14 protein-coding genes and 9 tRNA genes are annotated in these 13,927 nt (G+C 61.6%); 12 read left to right on the plus strand and 11 right to left on the minus strand.

Annotation, left to right across the window (positions count from 1 at the left end; all coding sequences use genetic code 11):
- Nucleotides 1-64 precede the first annotated feature (64 nt).
- The gene (locus I6L38_RS14710) at nt 65-733 is read left to right on the plus strand and encodes a LysM-like peptidoglycan-binding domain-containing protein (protein WP_043170351.1); all 669 of its coding nucleotides are present in this window, start codon (nt 65-67) and stop codon (nt 731-733) included.
- 272 nt (nt 734-1,005) lie between these two features.
- On the plus strand, nt 1,006-1,215 hold the full coding sequence (locus I6L38_RS14715) for a cold-shock protein (protein ID WP_005297820.1): 210 nt from the start codon (nt 1,006-1,008) through the stop codon (nt 1,213-1,215).
- A gap of 379 nt (nt 1,216-1,594) precedes the next feature.
- Here I6L38_RS14715 and I6L38_RS14720 read toward each other — a convergent pair.
- From I6L38_RS14720 to orn, 8 genes are all read right to left on the minus strand, one after another.
- A tRNA-Gly gene (locus I6L38_RS14720) sits at nt 1,595-1,670 on the minus strand.
- 24 nt (nt 1,671-1,694) lie between these two features.
- Nucleotides 1,695-1,770, minus strand: a tRNA-Gly gene (locus I6L38_RS14725).
- A 38-nt stretch (nt 1,771-1,808) separates the two neighbouring features.
- Nucleotides 1,809-1,884, minus strand: a tRNA-Gly gene (locus I6L38_RS14730).
- Between the two features lie 24 nt (nt 1,885-1,908).
- Nucleotides 1,909-1,984: transfer RNA gene (locus I6L38_RS14735), tRNA-Gly, on the minus strand.
- 24 nt (nt 1,985-2,008) lie between these two features.
- Nucleotides 2,009-2,084 (minus strand) — tRNA-Gly (locus I6L38_RS14740).
- A 32-nt stretch (nt 2,085-2,116) separates the two neighbouring features.
- Nucleotides 2,117-2,192: transfer RNA gene (locus I6L38_RS14745), tRNA-Gly, on the minus strand.
- Nucleotides 2,193-2,228: 36 nt separating this feature from the next.
- Nucleotides 2,229-2,304, minus strand: a tRNA-Gly gene (locus tag I6L38_RS14750).
- Between the two features lie 178 nt (nt 2,305-2,482).
- Nucleotides 2,483-3,028 carry an oligoribonuclease gene (gene orn, locus I6L38_RS14755; RefSeq protein WP_017779425.1) on the minus strand — a complete coding sequence of 182 codons (546 nt, stop codon included), beginning with the start codon at nt 3,026-3,028 and terminating at the stop codon, nt 2,483-2,485.
- A 91-nt stretch (nt 3,029-3,119) separates the two neighbouring features.
- Here orn and rsgA point away from each other — a divergent pair, with 91 nt between their 5' ends.
- The 5 genes from rsgA to I6L38_RS14780 are packed head-to-tail and all read left to right on the plus strand — an operon-like array spanning nt 3,120 to nt 5,957.
- Nucleotides 3,120-4,154: a small ribosomal subunit biogenesis GTPase RsgA gene (gene rsgA, locus I6L38_RS14760; RefSeq protein WP_043170352.1), complete on the plus strand. Its 1,035-nt coding sequence runs from the start codon at nt 3,120-3,122 to the stop codon at nt 4,152-4,154.
- Between the two features lie 28 nt (nt 4,155-4,182).
- On the plus strand, nt 4,183-5,055 hold the full coding sequence (gene asd, locus I6L38_RS14765; RefSeq protein WP_043170490.1) for an archaetidylserine decarboxylase: 873 nt from the start codon (nt 4,183-4,185) through the stop codon (nt 5,053-5,055).
- Nucleotides 5,052-5,300, plus strand: a complete 249-nt coding sequence (locus tag I6L38_RS14770) for a VF530 family DNA-binding protein (RefSeq protein ID WP_019839449.1) — start codon at nt 5,052-5,054, stop codon at nt 5,298-5,300. The genes asd and I6L38_RS14770 overlap by 4 nt, the downstream gene beginning before the upstream one ends.
- A 4-nt stretch (nt 5,301-5,304) precedes the next feature.
- Nucleotides 5,305-5,556 (plus strand): DUF2960 domain-containing protein, encoded by a 252-nt coding sequence (locus tag I6L38_RS14775; protein WP_043170355.1) that lies wholly within the window; start codon nt 5,305-5,307, stop codon nt 5,554-5,556.
- A 2-nt stretch (nt 5,557-5,558) separates the two neighbouring features.
- Nucleotides 5,559-5,957 (plus strand): hypothetical protein, encoded by a 399-nt coding sequence (locus tag I6L38_RS14780; protein WP_216988677.1) that lies wholly within the window; start codon nt 5,559-5,561, stop codon nt 5,955-5,957.
- Nucleotides 5,958-6,102: 145 nt separating this feature from the next.
- Here the strand turns inward: I6L38_RS14780 and I6L38_RS14785 are convergent, their stop codons facing one another.
- Entirely contained in the window at nt 6,103-6,597 is a 495-nt protein-coding gene (locus I6L38_RS14785; protein WP_010633004.1) for a hypothetical protein, read from the minus strand.
- Nucleotides 6,598-6,768: 171 nt separating this feature from the next.
- On the opposite strand from I6L38_RS14785, the gene I6L38_RS14790 reads away from it, so the two are divergent.
- The gene (locus I6L38_RS14790) at nt 6,769-8,742 is read left to right on the plus strand and encodes a bifunctional diguanylate cyclase/phosphodiesterase (RefSeq protein WP_042007430.1); all 1,974 of its coding nucleotides are present in this window, start codon (nt 6,769-6,771) and stop codon (nt 8,740-8,742) included.
- 78 nt (nt 8,743-8,820) lie between these two features.
- Here the strand turns inward: I6L38_RS14790 and rraB are convergent, their stop codons facing one another.
- The gene (rraB, locus tag I6L38_RS14795) at nt 8,821-9,168 is read right to left on the minus strand and encodes a ribonuclease E inhibitor RraB (RefSeq protein WP_080628938.1); all 348 of its coding nucleotides are present in this window, start codon (nt 9,166-9,168) and stop codon (nt 8,821-8,823) included.
- A gap of 419 nt (nt 9,169-9,587) precedes the next feature.
- Between rraB and I6L38_RS14800 the strand changes: the two genes are divergently transcribed.
- The 3 genes from I6L38_RS14800 to I6L38_RS14810 all read left to right on the plus strand — a co-directional run bounded on the left by I6L38_RS14800 (nt 9,588) and on the right by I6L38_RS14810 (nt 12,203).
- Nucleotides 9,588-11,864, plus strand: coding sequence for an immune inhibitor A domain-containing protein (locus tag I6L38_RS14800; RefSeq protein WP_201881352.1), 2,277 nt, complete (start codon nt 9,588-9,590; stop codon nt 11,862-11,864).
- 183 nt (nt 11,865-12,047) lie between these two features.
- Nucleotides 12,048-12,123, plus strand: a tRNA-Phe gene (locus tag I6L38_RS14805).
- Nucleotides 12,124-12,127: 4 nt separating this feature from the next.
- Nucleotides 12,128-12,203: transfer RNA gene (locus I6L38_RS14810), tRNA-Asn, on the plus strand.
- Nucleotides 12,204-12,246: 43 nt separating this feature from the next.
- Here the strand turns inward: I6L38_RS14810 and I6L38_RS22740 are convergent.
- Nucleotides 12,247-12,381 carry a hypothetical protein gene (locus I6L38_RS22740; protein WP_080631843.1) on the minus strand — a complete coding sequence of 45 codons (135 nt, stop codon included), beginning with the start codon at nt 12,379-12,381 and terminating at the stop codon, nt 12,247-12,249.
- Between the two features lie 226 nt (nt 12,382-12,607).
- Between I6L38_RS22740 and I6L38_RS14815 the strand changes: the two genes are divergently transcribed.
- Nucleotides 12,608-13,885 (plus strand): alpha/beta hydrolase, encoded by a 1,278-nt coding sequence (locus tag I6L38_RS14815; protein ID WP_043170363.1) that lies wholly within the window; start codon nt 12,608-12,610, stop codon nt 13,883-13,885.
- Nucleotides 13,886-13,927 lie beyond the last annotated feature (42 nt).

Raw genomic sequence — 13,927 nt, forward strand, 5'->3', positions numbered from 1 at the left:
CGAGTCCGTTTACCATAGGCACGAATTTGCCTGATGGCAGGCAATGTAGTGAGAGGTAAATGCCGTGCCCACCCCGGACCGTCGCCCCCGTGGCCACAACAGACGAGCCCAGCAGCGTCGCCAAGACGAATCACAAGGATCCCTGCTCCATCGTATCAATGCCGCTACCCTGCCCCTGCGCCAACGCATCGGCCAGGGCATGAGCGGACTTGGCCAGCGCGGCCAGGAACCCAGGACTGGCAAGTTCAAACTGGCCAGCCCGCTGCCCCGCAAGCACACCATAGGGCTGCTGATCCTGATCCCGCTCTGGCTGCTGGTACTGGCCTGGGAACCCGCCCCGACCGAACCCAAGGCGGCGCCGTCCGGTTCGCTGACGGTACCCATCGCCGTACCGGCCCAGGCCCTCACCGTGGGCAACGGCGCCAGCGGCAATACCCCCGCCGCGGCCAAACCGGTGGAAGAGAAGGTCAATGGCACCTGGCTGCAACACGATGTGCAGGCCGGTGAAACCCTCTACTCCATCTTCCGCAAGTTCGAGCTGCCGGGCGCCGAGCTGAGCCGCCTCATTGCCATTGAAGGGCCTGATCGCCCGCTGACCCGCCTGCAGTCTGGTCGCGCCATCTTCATCCTGGTGGACGACACCCGCCGCATCCAGCGGGTCGAGATCCGCTCCTACGGTCAGGCCATCTATCGCTACGACCGACAGGGCGAAGGATTCGCCCTCAAGGAGTGATGAAACGGGAGGCCTGGCGCCTCCCGTTTTTTTGACCGGTTCCCGTGAAACAAGCTACTGACTTCACAATATTTTTAGCTTGCTCAAAAAATGAAAAGTGCCAAATTGACAAGGGATCGTGCTCACGTACAATCGTTTGTGCTTTAGACAGGGATTGTGCTACATGCTACTGGGACAAATTGACGTGGTCAGTCATGCTTCAACCCCTGCTTTCTAGGCAAATGCTGCCCAACCAGGCTTAGTTTCATTTTGTTATAGATAGGACTTACCACATGTCTGACATTCGCACCGGCCAAGTAAAATGGTTCAATGAGACCAAGGGTTTTGGCTTTATCGAGCAATCCCAGGGACCGGACGTTTTCGTTCACTTCTCCTCCATCCAGAGCGCCGGTTTCAAGACCCTGGCTGAAGGTCAAAAAGTACAGTTCACTGTGACCCAGGGCAAAAAAGGTCCTCAGGCTGAGAACGTTACCGTTATCTAAGCCAGCGCCAGTGAGCCGGTAGGAGGAGCCATCGCCCCTCCTATTTTTTTGCCTGCCATTTCCCCTTCCCCACCACGATCATCAACCTGCCCGCAGCAGCAACAGCCCTTCCCGCCCTTGTGTACGACACGAGTACAGCAAACATGGCTCTGATCTGGCTGAACGCCGGATACGACAAATCATCGCAGCGCGATGTAATGGGCAATTCAAATGGATGGTGAGGACTTCTAAGAGAGATTGGAGCGGGAAACGAGACTCGAACTCGCGACCCCAGCCTTGGCAAGCGCGGATCATGCTCTACCAACTGAATGTGGCAGTGATTGTATTGAGCAACTGGATTCGTGAACTTGGGGGAGAGAGATTGAATTTGAAGGGAGATTGGAGCGGGAAACGAGACTCGAACTCGCGACCCCGACCTTGGCAAGGTCGTGCTCTACCAACTGAGCTATTCCCGCAACAGGATGTCATTTGCAAGTGATTGGAGCGGGAAACGAGACTCGAACTCGCGACCCCGACCTTGGCAAGGTCGTGCTCTACCAACTGAGCTATTCCCGCAACGGAATGTCACTTACACATATCTACTAGAAACTGTTTGGAGCGGGAAACGAGACTCGAACTCGCGACCCCGACCTTGGCAAGGTCGTGCTCTACCAACTGAGCTATTCCCGCAACAGGATGTCATCTGCAAGTGATTGGAGCGGGAAACGAGACTCGAACTCGCGACCCCGACCTTGGCAAGGTCGTGCTCTACCAACTGAGCTATTCCCGCATCGGAATATCACTTACAAATTTTTGGAGCGGGAAACGAGACTCGAACTCGCGACCCCGACCTTGGCAAGGTCGTGCTCTACCAACTGAGCTATTCCCGCAACATTAGGTTGTCTTGAGGCTGGCTGATGATTGGAGCGGGAAACGAGACTCGAACTCGCGACCCCGACCTTGGCAAGGTCGTGCTCTACCAACTGAGCTATTCCCGCATCGGGCTGGTTTGCACCAGTGTCATCATCAGATTTTGGAGCGGGAAACGAGACTCGAACTCGCGACCCCGACCTTGGCAAGGTCGTGCTCTACCAACTGAGCTATTCCCGCAACTACCTTAAAACAGGCCGTACAGCATTTGGTTGCTTGCGCTACTGTACGGGAGCCGAATTATAAGAGCAGTCATTCCAATTGCAAGGGCTTTTTTGTCTGGTTGCGCGCGTTCGCTCAAAAGCTGGTCGAACTGTCGATTTTAGCAACCAGAGCGGGGCAATCCCTTGCCTGGGCGTCAGATCTTGAAGACGTGGCTGCGGTAAAACTGCAGTTCGGCAATGGATTCGCGGATGTCGTCCAGCGCCTGGTGGGTACCGCTCTTCTTGAACTGATCCAGCAGCGCCGGCTGCCAGCGGCGTACCAGCTCCTTGATGGTGCTGACATCGACGTTGCGATAGTGGAAGAAGGCTTCCAGATCAGCCATGTGCTTGACCATGAAGCGGCGATCCTGGCCAATGCTGTTGCCGCACAGCGGGCTGGTGCGCTCCGGGACCCACAGGCGAATGAACTCGAGGGTCTCGGCGACGGCTTTCGCCTCGTCGTGCTGGCTCGCCTTGACCCGGGCCACCAGACCGCTCTTGGTGTGGGTGTTGACGTTCCAGTCGTCCATCTTGGCCAGCTCTTCGTCGCTCTGGTGAATGGCGATGACCGGCCCTTCGGCCAGCACGTTCAGGTCCTTGTCGGTGACGATGGTGGCAATCTCCAGTACCACGTTTTCTTCAGGGTCAAGGCCCGTCATCTCCATGTCGATCCATACCAGGTTCTGCGCGCTGACTGTCATGATTGCTCTCTCTATTGGGAGGAATGGCGGAATTTTGCCAATTTGCATGTATCATACTGGCTTTGGATCTGTTCATAAACTGGCGAATCGAGTGGCAAAGAAAGCAAAACTCAATCTGGGTCAACAAAGGCGCGTCCAGGCCAACCGCGAGCGTCGGCTGCAAAAAGAGCACACCACAGAGGTGGATGACACCCTGTTCGGGCCGGCCATCGAAGGGGTGGTGATCAGCCGTTTTGGTCAGCACGCAGACGTCGAGGCGAGCGATGGTGCCATCCACCGCAGCAACCTGCGACGCAGCAGCATCAGCAGCCTGGTGTGCGGCGACAAGGTGGTGTGGCGTCCCGGCCTCAATGCCGCGACCGCCGGCGTCATCGAGGCGGTGCACCCGCGTCACTCGGTGCTGACCAGGCCGGATTTCTACGACGGGGTCAAACCCATCGCCGCCAACATCGACCAGATCATCATCGTCTCGGCGGTGATGCCCGAGTTCTCCACCAACATCGTCGACCGCTATCTGGTGGCCGCCGAGGATGTGGAGATCTGTCCCCTCATCGTGCTGAACAAGGTCGACATGCTCGATGATGCCGCCCGCGCCCGCATCGAGCGCCAGCTCGAAACCTACCGCAAGCTCAATTACGAGGTACTGCTGGTGAGCTGCGAGAGCGGCGAAGGGCTCGATGAGCTGAAAGCCGCCCTGACCGACAAGATCAGCATCTTCGTCGGCCAGTCCGGGGTCGGCAAGTCGTCGCTCACCAATGCCCTGATGCCGGGGCTGGATGTGCTCACCGGCGAGATCTCCGAAAACTCGGGACTCGGCCAACACACCACCACCACGGCGCGGCTCTATCATTTCCCGAGCGGCGGCGATCTCATCGACTCCCCCGGGATCCGCGAGTTCGCCCTCTGGCATCTGGAGGCCGACCGCATCACCTGGTGCTTCGTCGAGTTCCGCGATTATCTGGGCGGTTGCAAGTTCCGCGACTGTACCCACAAGGACGATCCCGGCTGCGCCCTGCGCGCCGCGGTCGAAGCGGGCGCCATCAGCGCCGATCGCTTCCACAACTATCACCGCATCCTGGAAACCATGCAGGAAGCCCGTCACGGTCGCCAACAGGCACGCCTGTGACCCTGTTTAACCTACGTTGATGATGAACATGAGCATTACTGACAACCTGAAAATTGCCGGTCAATACTGTCTGCCCAAACACACCCTCTCCCGCCTGGTGGGCAAGCTTGCCGCCGCCGAAGCGGGCAACCTCACCACCAAGGTGATCGAGGCCTTTATCAAGCAGTACCAGGTCGACATGAGCGAGGCGCTGCACGAGAGCCCTGCCCACTACAAGAGCTTCAACGAGTTCTTCACCCGCGAGCTCAAGCCGGGGATCCGCCCCCTGGTCGAGGATGCCATGACCCTGGCGCTGCCGGTGGATGGCACCGTCAGCCAGCTCGGCCCGATCCAGCAGGGTCGCATCATCCAGGCCAAGGGCCACGACTACAGCGCCCGCGAGCTGCTGGGCGGTTATGAGGATCTGGTGGCGCCGTTCAAGGATGGCGACTTCGCCACCATCTACCTGGCGCCCAAGGATTACCACCGCATCCACATGCCGCTGGACGGCGTGCTGGAGAGCATGGTGTTCGTGCCGGGGGATCTCTTCTCCGTCAACCCGCTCACCGCCGAGAACGTGCCCAACCTGTTTGCCCGCAACGAGCGGGTGGTGGCCACCTTCCGCACCCCGCACGGCCCCATGGCGCTGGTGCTGGTCGGTGCCACTATCGTGGCCAGCATCGAAACCATCTGGGCCGGCAACATAGCGCCGACCAAAGAGAAGAAGGTGGTGCGCTGGGACTACACAGGTGACGAGGCCATCACCCTGCAAAAAGGCGCCGAGATGGGTCTGTTCAAGCTGGGCAGTACCGTCGTCTGCCTGTTTGGCCCGGGCATGCTGGCCGGGTTCGAACCCCATCTGGCCAACGGGGTCACCACCCGCATGGGTCAGCCCTTTGCCAAGCTGGCGGAGCAGGCATGAGCGATCAACCCGCTTCCCAGAAGAACAACCCGCTGCACGGGCTGACGCTGGAGGCCATCGTCACCGCCCTGGTCGAACACTACGGCTGGGAAAAACTGGGGCAGGAGATCAATATCCGCTGCTTTACCCAGGATCCCAGCATCAAGTCCAGCCTGAAATTCTTGCGAAAAACTCCCTGGGCGCGGGAAAAGGTAGAGAGCCTCTATCTGTACGTCCAGCGCAAGCAAGCCAAAGCAAAGGAATAACGCCATGGCGTTCAAGATTACTTACACCTACAAGAAGCAGGCCAAGGAGATCGGCTACGCCAACGACAAGTTCAACAGCATCTATGATGCCGTTGCCGCCGCCGAAGGGATCGATCTCACCAGCTTCCACGCCATGGAGGAGCAGCTGGCCCAGGTATGCCGGCGCGACAAGAAGAGCGTGAAGGATTACCGGGAGAACTACTTCAAGGAGCTGGGCTTCTCCAACATCGTCATCGAGCGGGATGCCAAGGAGTAACCATGCGCACCTTGACCCTGATGGCCGCCTCCCTGCTGCTGGCGGCCTGCAGTACCCCGGAACAACACCTGGTCGGCAATGATCAGGATGTCCACGGCTGCCGTGCCAGCGCCGGTTATCAGTGGTCAGCCCTGACCAGGCAGTGCGTACGGCTGTTCGAGCAGGGCATCCGGCTCAATCCGACCGATGCCAGCCAGACCGGCAGCGCCTTCGTGCTGTTCAACGCCGATCAGAGCCAGGCCGAGCTGACCCTGCCGAGCGGCGAGCAATACCTGCTCACCCGCCAAGGCGCAGAAGGCAACTGGTCGTGGCAAGGCAGCGGCTACGCCCTCTTCCCGTGGAAGGGGTATGTGCTCAAAGCCGGCGAACAGACGCTGTTTCACGGCGACGTCGCCCGCTGAGTCACCCGACTCTATCCAGCCCCCGGCCCTGCCGGGGGTTGTTTTTTGCGGCTATCAACAGCGGCCCGCATCTCCCCTTCCACCAGGCCGGAAACAAAAAACCCCGTTGCAGGCAACGGGGTTTTTGCTGGTACTCGGCGCAACCTTAGTTGGCGAGGGTGGAGAACAGGCTCTGTTCCAGGCTGCCGCGGGAGACGCACACCGGGGTGATGGAAGGAGCCGGTACCCGCTCGCCGGAGGACTCGACGAAGTAGAGCTGGGTGTTGCCCTTGACGTTGACGGTGGCCACGCTGTTGTTGCCGCTCTGGGTGATGATCAGGTTGATCTGCAGGTTGGGGTTGCCCAGTGCGACCTTGGAGCCCATGGTACCGCAATCCAGCCACTCCAGACCGTCGGCCGAGTTCTCGACGTTGGCGGTCATCAGGCCGGAGCCACGCTGGCTGTTTTCGATGTTAAGGCCATGATCGCCAAACCACTTCTCGGCGCGGGCCCACACCAGATCCACCGGGATCTGCATCTCCTGGGTGTTGTTGGTCGCCTTGGCTACTGGCGGGGTATAGCGGTACTGCTCGCCGCCATTGTTGTCGCTGGCACAACCGGCCATCAACAGGGCCAGTGCTACTCCCACTATCTTTTTCATGCTGCTTCTCTCATCCATATAATCCGGCCCTCGGCCGACCGGCGGCTATTATGGCGGCAGCGACAGAGACTGTCAGCAGGGATCGGCAGAAATGAGTCAGCCTTAACCCAAGCTTTACAAAACCAGCCTGCTATCATAGATTTGCTCGAAATTTCCCCCGTGAGTGTCTGTGTGAACTCCTTGCTCACCCTGCCCCTGCTGCAGCAGATCATCGACCAGCTACCCATGAATATCTTCTGCCGGGATACGGATGGGCGCTACCTGTTTGCCAACCGTGCCTTCACGGAGCAGGCGGGTCTGCCGCTGCCGGCGGATCTCGTCGGCAAGACGGATGCCGACATGCCCTGGGGCGACATCTTTCGGGAAGAGGATCTGCGCCTGCTGGCGGAGGGCAAACCCCTGCTCTATCAGCAGTTGCACTGCAACAACGGCGACGCCACCAGCTGGATGGAGATCCACAAGATCCCGCTCTACGACGAGCAGGGCAAGCCGGTGGCTCTGTTCGGCATGGTCAACGAGATAGATCAGCGCAAGGAGCTGGAGCAGACCTTCCGCCAGCAGCAACTGCTGCAACGCCGCCTGCTGGACGCCATCCCGGATCCGATCCGGCTGGAAGACCATCAGGGGCTGTTGATCGACTGCAACCAGGCCTTTCTCGACTTCATGGGGATGGCGGCCAGCGAGGCCCTCGGCCAGCGGGTGGCCCACCGCCTCTCCACCGAACTGCCGATGGGACGGGGTGAATACTGCCTGGTGGATGCCAACGGCCAGGGCCGCCATCTGGAGGTGACCCGGGTCGAGGTGCCGGACGACGAGGGCAACTCCCTCGGCATCCTCACCCTGAGCCGCGACATCACCGGGCTGCGCACCACCCAGGCCCAGTTGCAGCAGGAGCAGCACTACGACAGCCTGACCGGCCTGCTCAAGCTCTCCCACTTTCTGCAGACCAGCCGTCACCTCGGCGCCCGCAAGGCGAGCCTGGTGCTGGTCGACCTGCAACACTTTCGCGAGATCAACGACCGCTTCGGCATCCGGGTCGCCGACCGCCTGCTCAGCCAGGTGGCCCGTCGCCTGCAGCAGCTGGCTCCGCCCCAGTCGCTGGTGTGCCGGGTGGCCGCCGACGACTTTGCCATGCTGCTGCCCGAACTGAACGAGCCGCTGGCCAACTGGAGCAGCCGTCTGCAGGGGGCGCTGATGGTCCCCTATCAGGTGGAAGAGCACAGGATCCAGATCCCGGTGTTCCTCGGCATCGCCCACGGCAAGGCCAACGACGCCGAACGGCTGCTGAGCCACGCCGAGGCCGCCCTGGCCCAGGGCAAGCGTCAGCAGCAGCACTGCACCCTGTTCGACCCCGAACTCGATGCCAAGCTCAAGCGTCGTCAGCTCATCGCGGCCCAGTTGCCGCTCGCCATCAAGTCCGGCCAGCTGACCGCGGTCTACCAGCCCATCATCAGCACCCGCACCAGCCAGCTGCACGGGGCCGAGCTGCTCTGCCGCTGGCCCCATCCCGAGCTCGGCATGATCTCGCCGGACGAATTCATCCCGCTGGCGGAAGAGCTGGGGCTCATCGGCCTGCTCGGCTGCCACATGCTGGAGCAGGGCTGCGCCCAGCTGGCCCGCTGGCAGGCCGATGCACCGGATCTGGTGCTCTCCATCAACCTGTCGCCGCTGCAATTTCGCGATCCCGAGCTCTGCCCGCAGATCTTCGCCTGCATCGAACGTCACGGCCTCGCCCCCTGGCAGCTGGAGCTGGAGATCACCGAAGGGGTGCTGATGGAGAACGCCGACGAGATAGAGAGCAACCTGGCCTGCCTGATCGAGGCGGGCTTTCAGCTCGCCATCGACGACTTCGGCACCGGCTACTGCAGTCTGGCCTATCTGCCACGGCTGCAGGTAGCGACCCTCAAGCTCGACAAAAGCTTCACGCAGGAGCTGGTCACCAACCAGGCCACCACCGCCATCGTGCGCTCCGTCATCGGGCTGGGCCACGAGCTCGGCATCAAGATCACCGCCGAAGGTGTGGAGACGCAAGAGCAGCAGGCGTGGCTGGTGCAGGCCGGCTGCGACCGGTTGCAGGGCTACCTGTTCAGCCGCCCGCTGCCCCCCGCCGAGTTTGCCCGCTGCTACCAGTTGCCACAGGCGTGATGCTCACAACAACAAGGCCACCCGAGGGTGGCCTTGTTGTTTCTGGCGCGCAGCAGTAGCTGGCACACATCAGGCAACTTACTCCTGGAAGTAGGTGCCCCAGCCGTCGTAATCCACACCATATTTCTCGAGGATGGGCAGCATGGTGGCGATGTCCGCCACTATGGTCTCGATGTCCAGCTTGCACTCGACGGTGGCGTCGAAGCAGAAGATGGTGGCGCCGTCATCCAGCTCCATCTCTTCGGCATCGGTCACTTCGAAACCGGCCTTGAACAGGTCGACCGCCGCCTTCTCCAGCAGATCGAAATCCTGGCAGGCAAAGTGGTGCTCAATCTCGTACTCCAGATCCGGGTTGCTGCCATCGGCCAGCAACTCGTTGACGATGGCGGTGGTCTCTTCGCGCCACTCTTGCATATCAAGACTCATATTAACCCCAGATGCGACTGTGTTGTGATCAAATGCCAGCGCGGACGGTGCCATCTCGGCCATCTGCCGCCCCGCAGGCCCGGTTGCGGCAAAGCATACTCGCACAGCCCATCCGGCTCAATGCGGCAGACCAAGATAAGCCGTCGTCGGCAGCCACCCCAAATGGGGTGCCATCACAAAAGGTTAATAAAGGGTAATCTGCCGCCAAAACAGAATTGCTCCATATGGAGCTTTGCTCGGATGTGTCAAAACCACGCGACACCGCCAGCAAGCCGTTTGAAATCAGCAGGATCCACCAGCAGCGCGACGGTGACAAGGCCATCCACGGAGTGTATCAAGGGACGCGGGCAATCCATCGCCCGTACGGAAAGAGGAGCCAGTGAGGCTCCCTTTTTATCATGTGAAGGAGCACATAGATAATGCCTAAAAAAACAATAATGAGCCTGCTTGTCGGCTCAACCCTTATGATTGGAAACCATGCCATAGCCGCCCCGGTCCACGGTCCGTTCGATGCCCCCCTGGCCGACGAGGTGAAGGTGCTGGAGATGCTCAAGAAGAGCGGCCGCATCCCGACCCTGGCCTCCCCCGAGCAGGAGCAGGCGGCCCTCGCCAGCTACTATCGCGAGAAGTCGCGGGCCTATCAGGGCAACAGCGGTACCCTGGCGGTGAAAGAGGGCAAGGTGCGGGAGACCATCCTCAAGAAGATCCGCCTCAACGGCACCGCCCGTCCTGGCGATCGGGTGCCCACTCTGCTGCTCAAGTCCATCGAGCGGGAGCACTATCAGGGCAAGATGCGCAAGGACAAGATCCTCGCCATCCTGGTGGACTTCCCCGACTACCCGAAAAACAGCATCCGCCCCGAGCTCACCAAGATGTACTACCCGGATTACACCCCGGAGCACTACAACGACCTGCTGTTCTCGTCCAAGGGCTATGCCGGCCCGAACGGCGAGCAGTTCATCTCCATGCGCCAGTTCTACGAGCAGCAGTCAGGCAAGAGCTACAGCGTGCGCGGCCAGGTGGCGGGCTGGTATACCGCCAGCAAGAACGCCGCCTACTACGGCGCCAATGCCACTCCGAACACCATCCGGGAGCTGGTGAAGGAGGCGCTGATCCAGGTGGCGGGCGACCCCTCCATCGATCTGTCCGAGTTTGACCAGGAGGATCGCTACGATCTCAACGGCAACGGCAACCGGGACGAGCCGGACGGCCTCATCGACCACCTGATGATCTTCCACTCCAGCGTCGGCGAGGAGGCCGGTGGCGGCGATCTTGGCGAAGACGCCATCTGGGCACACCGCTGGAACCTGGGTGCCCCCTACCCCATCCCGGGCACCAGCAGCCCGAGCCAGAACTTCGGTGGCAAGTTTGCCGCCTACGACTACACCATCCAGCCCATCGATGCGGCGGCCGGGGTCTGCGCCCACGAATATGGCCACGATCTGGGGCTGCCGGACGAGTACGACACCAAGTACACCGGCAAGGGCGAACCGGTGGCGACCTGGTCCATCATGTCCTCCGGCTCCTGGGCCGGGGTCATCGGCGGCACCGAGCCAACCGGGTTCTCCGCCTGGGCCAAGGAGTTCCTGCAGGCCTCCCTCGGCGGCAACTGGCTGCACGGCAGCAATGTGCAGCTCGCCGATCTCAGCCCGCGCGGCAACGTCTACATGCTGGATCAGGCCAACGACAAGGGGCGCAACGACGACGTGGTGCGCATCAACCTGCCGGCCAAGCAGATCCCGCTCAACCCGCCCTACGCCGGCCAGTACGAGTACCACGGCGGCAAGGGCAACAACCTCGACAACCGCATGAGCCTCAAGCTGGATCTGAGCGGCAAACAGAGCGCCAGCCTCAACTTCAAGGCCTGGTATCAGATTGAAGAGGGGTACGACTACGCCAGGGTGCTGGTCAACGGCCAGCCCATCGCGGGCAACCTGACCACCAGTGACGATCCCAACGGGGTCGGCTTCGGGGTCGGCATCACCGGCAACTCCAATGGCTGGACCGATGCCGAGTTCGACCTCACCCCCTGGGCCGGTCAGCAGGTCACCCTGACCCTGCAATACCTGAGCGACGGCGGCGTGGCCGAGAACGGGCTGTTCGTGGACGAGCTGCAGATCCTCGCCGATGGCGACACCCTGCTGAGCGACGGTGCCGAGGGCAACTCCCCCTTCACCCTCGCCGGCTTCGTGAAGAGCGACGGCAACGAGGCCAAGGATCACTACTACCTGGCCGAGTGGCGCAACCATGCGGGAGTGGACAAGGGGCTGGCCCACATCAATGTGGCCGACCAGCTGATGCGCTACGAGCCGGGCATGCTGCTCTGGTACGTGGACAACAGCCAGGTCAACAACTGGGTGGGAGTCCACCCGGGTGAGGGCTTCCTCGGGGTGGTGGATGCGGATCAGCGCACCCTCAAGTGGAGCGACGGCGCCGTGGCCGGTACCCGCTACCAGATCCACGACGCCACCTTCAGCCTGGGCTTCCAGCAGCCGCTCAACCTCAAGCACCCGAGCGGCTCCCTGCTGCGCGACTTCTGGATCACCCCGAACCGGGTGTTCAAGGATTCCCGCAGCTACCAGAGCAAGGAGATCCCGGATGCCGGTCGCCTGCTGCCCGAATACGGGCTCAAGATCAGCGTCACCGGTCAGGCCCGTGACATGAGTACCGGGCGGATCATCGTCAGCCGCCACTGAGCACGACAGCCATGACAAGGGGCCCCAGGGCCCCTTTTTTCATCTGCCGACCCGCCGCCCAGGATGAAAACAGGCCAAACCGCCCAACAAACACCCTGATTGCTCACTTGTCGAGCGAACGATGCGACTATCTGCGCCATGCGGTTGACACATCCGTTCAGAAAGGGTTTAATGCGCGCCGTTGCCCAGATAGCTCAGTCGGTAGAGCAGGGGATTGAAAATCCCCGTGTCGGCGGTTCGATTCCGTCTCTGGGCACCACAATTCCTCCTTAGTTCAGTCGGTAGAACGGCGGACTGTTAATCCGTATGTCACTGGTTCAAGTCCAGTAGGAGGAGCCAAATTTGAAAAGCCCGCTCATCGAGCGGGCTTTTTTCATTCCGGTCAGCTGCCGTTGCAGGTTGCCAGCAGCAGGGTCGCGCCGCAGGTGGCACTGAACAGCAACAAACCGGTCTGCAGCATCCCCTCCGGGTTCACCCGTTTCTCTTTTTTGCGCAATCGTCTCCACCCAGGCTTCATCGCGCCCACCTCATCCTGTTACGACCCCTGCCCCGTCGGCAGGCGAGCCATCTTTGTGCAGCCGGCCCGCCACCGTCAACTCCCTTGCCGACAATAAATTCATCACCCTGCGGCCCCCCGTTTTCACTTGGCAACAATGTTAACAATTTGGAAAACCGGCGTGACCCGCTCCTGCGCCAGGGCTATGATGAGGCCGACGATTTTCCTACCCTCAGGGAGACCCCAGATGAGCAGCCCGTTGCGTTACGTGCTGGACGGCATCCATTGCGAGCCCCGCTTCTTCACCGTGCCCCTCGACCACCAGCGACCGGATGAGGAGGAGACCCTCACCCTGTTTGGCCGCACCCTCTGCCGCCAGGACAGGCTGCATGACGATCTGCCCTGGCTGCTGTTCCTGCAGGGCGGGCCCGGCTTTGGCGCCCCGCGCCCGACCGCCGCCAGCGGCTGGATCAAGCGGGCTCTACAGGAGTTTCGGGTGCTGCTGCTCGATCAACGTGGCACCGGTCACTCCAGCCCCATCAGCGCCGAGGCACTGGCCCAGCTCACTGGCCGGCAGCAGGCGGAGTACCTCGGCCATTTTCGCGCCGACAGCATAGTGCGCGACGCCGAGTACGTTCGCGAAGTGCTGAGCCCGGGTCGCCCCTGGAGCCTGCTCGGCCAGAGCTTCGGCGGCTTTTGCAGCCTCACCTACCTCTCCCTGTTCCCAGGCAGCCTGCACGAGGTCTACCTCACCGGCGGGGTGGCCCCCATCGGTCGCAGCGCGGACGAGGTCTACCGTGCCACCTACCAGCGGGTGGCAGACAAGAACCGCGCCTTCTTCGCCCGCTTCCCCCATGCCCAGGCCATCGCCAACCGGCTGGCCAACCACCTGCATAACCACGAGGTGCGCCTGCCCAACGGCCAACGTCTGACGGTGGAGCAGTTGCAGCAGCAGGGGCTGGATCTGGGTGCCAGCGGCGCCTTCGAAGAACTCTATTACCTGCTGGAAGACGCCTTCATCGGCGAGCGGCTCAACCCCGCCTTCCTCTATCAGCTGCAGGCGATGCAGCCGTTCAACACCAACCCGGTGTTCGCCATCCTGCACGAGTCCATCTATTGCGAAGGGAGCGCCAGCAACTGGGCGGCCGAGCGGGTCAGGGGCGAGTTCCCGGCCCTGGCCTGGGCGCCGGGCAAGGACTTCGCCTTCACCGGCGAGATGATCTTCCCCTGGATGTTCGAGCAGTTCCGCGAGCTCATCCCGCTCAAGGAGGCCGCCCACCTGCTGGCCCAGAAGGCCGACTGGGGCCCCCTCTACGACCCGGTGCAGCTGGCCCGCAACCAAGTGCCGGTGGCCTGCGCCGTCTATGCCGAGGACATGTACGTGGAGTTCGACTACAGCCGAGACACCCTCAAGGGGCTTGGCAACAGCCGCGCCTGGATCACCAACGAGTACGAGCACAACGGCCTGCGGGTCGATGGCGAGCAGATCCTGGACCGGCTCATCCGCATGAATCGGGATCGCTGATCCCGCCGGGCTCGCGCCCGCAGCAAGACGACAATATCGAGG

This window comes from Aeromonas sp. FDAARGOS 1408, from assembly GCF_019048665.1.
Lineage (GTDB): Bacteria > Pseudomonadota > Gammaproteobacteria > Enterobacterales > Aeromonadaceae > Aeromonas > Aeromonas dhakensis.

Coding starts and splice junctions, on each gene's coding strand:
- I6L38_RS14715 (WP_005297820.1), top strand. CDS start 1,006: ATGTCTGACATTCGCACCGGCCAAGTAAAATGGTTCAATGAGACCAAG.
- orn (WP_017779425.1), bottom strand. CDS start 3,028: ATGACAGTCAGCGCGCAGAACCTGGTATGGATCGACATGGAGATGACG.
- asd (WP_043170490.1), top strand. CDS start 4,183: ATGAGCATTACTGACAACCTGAAAATTGCCGGTCAATACTGTCTGCCC.
- I6L38_RS14770 (WP_019839449.1), top strand. CDS start 5,052: ATGAGCGATCAACCCGCTTCCCAGAAGAACAACCCGCTGCACGGGCTG.
- I6L38_RS14775 (WP_043170355.1), top strand. CDS start 5,305: ATGGCGTTCAAGATTACTTACACCTACAAGAAGCAGGCCAAGGAGATC.
- I6L38_RS14780 (WP_216988677.1), top strand. CDS start 5,559: ATGCGCACCTTGACCCTGATGGCCGCCTCCCTGCTGCTGGCGGCCTGC.
- I6L38_RS14785 (WP_010633004.1), bottom strand. CDS start 6,597: ATGAAAAAGATAGTGGGAGTAGCACTGGCCCTGTTGATGGCCGGTTGT.
- rraB (WP_080628938.1), bottom strand. CDS start 9,168: ATGAGTCTTGATATGCAAGAGTGGCGCGAAGAGACCACCGCCATCGTC.
- I6L38_RS14800 (WP_201881352.1), top strand. CDS start 9,588: ATGCCTAAAAAAACAATAATGAGCCTGCTTGTCGGCTCAACCCTTATG.
- I6L38_RS22740 (WP_080631843.1), bottom strand. CDS start 12,381: ATGAAGCCTGGGTGGAGACGATTGCGCAAAAAAGAGAAACGGGTGAAC.
- I6L38_RS14815 (WP_043170363.1), top strand. CDS start 12,608: ATGAGCAGCCCGTTGCGTTACGTGCTGGACGGCATCCATTGCGAGCCC.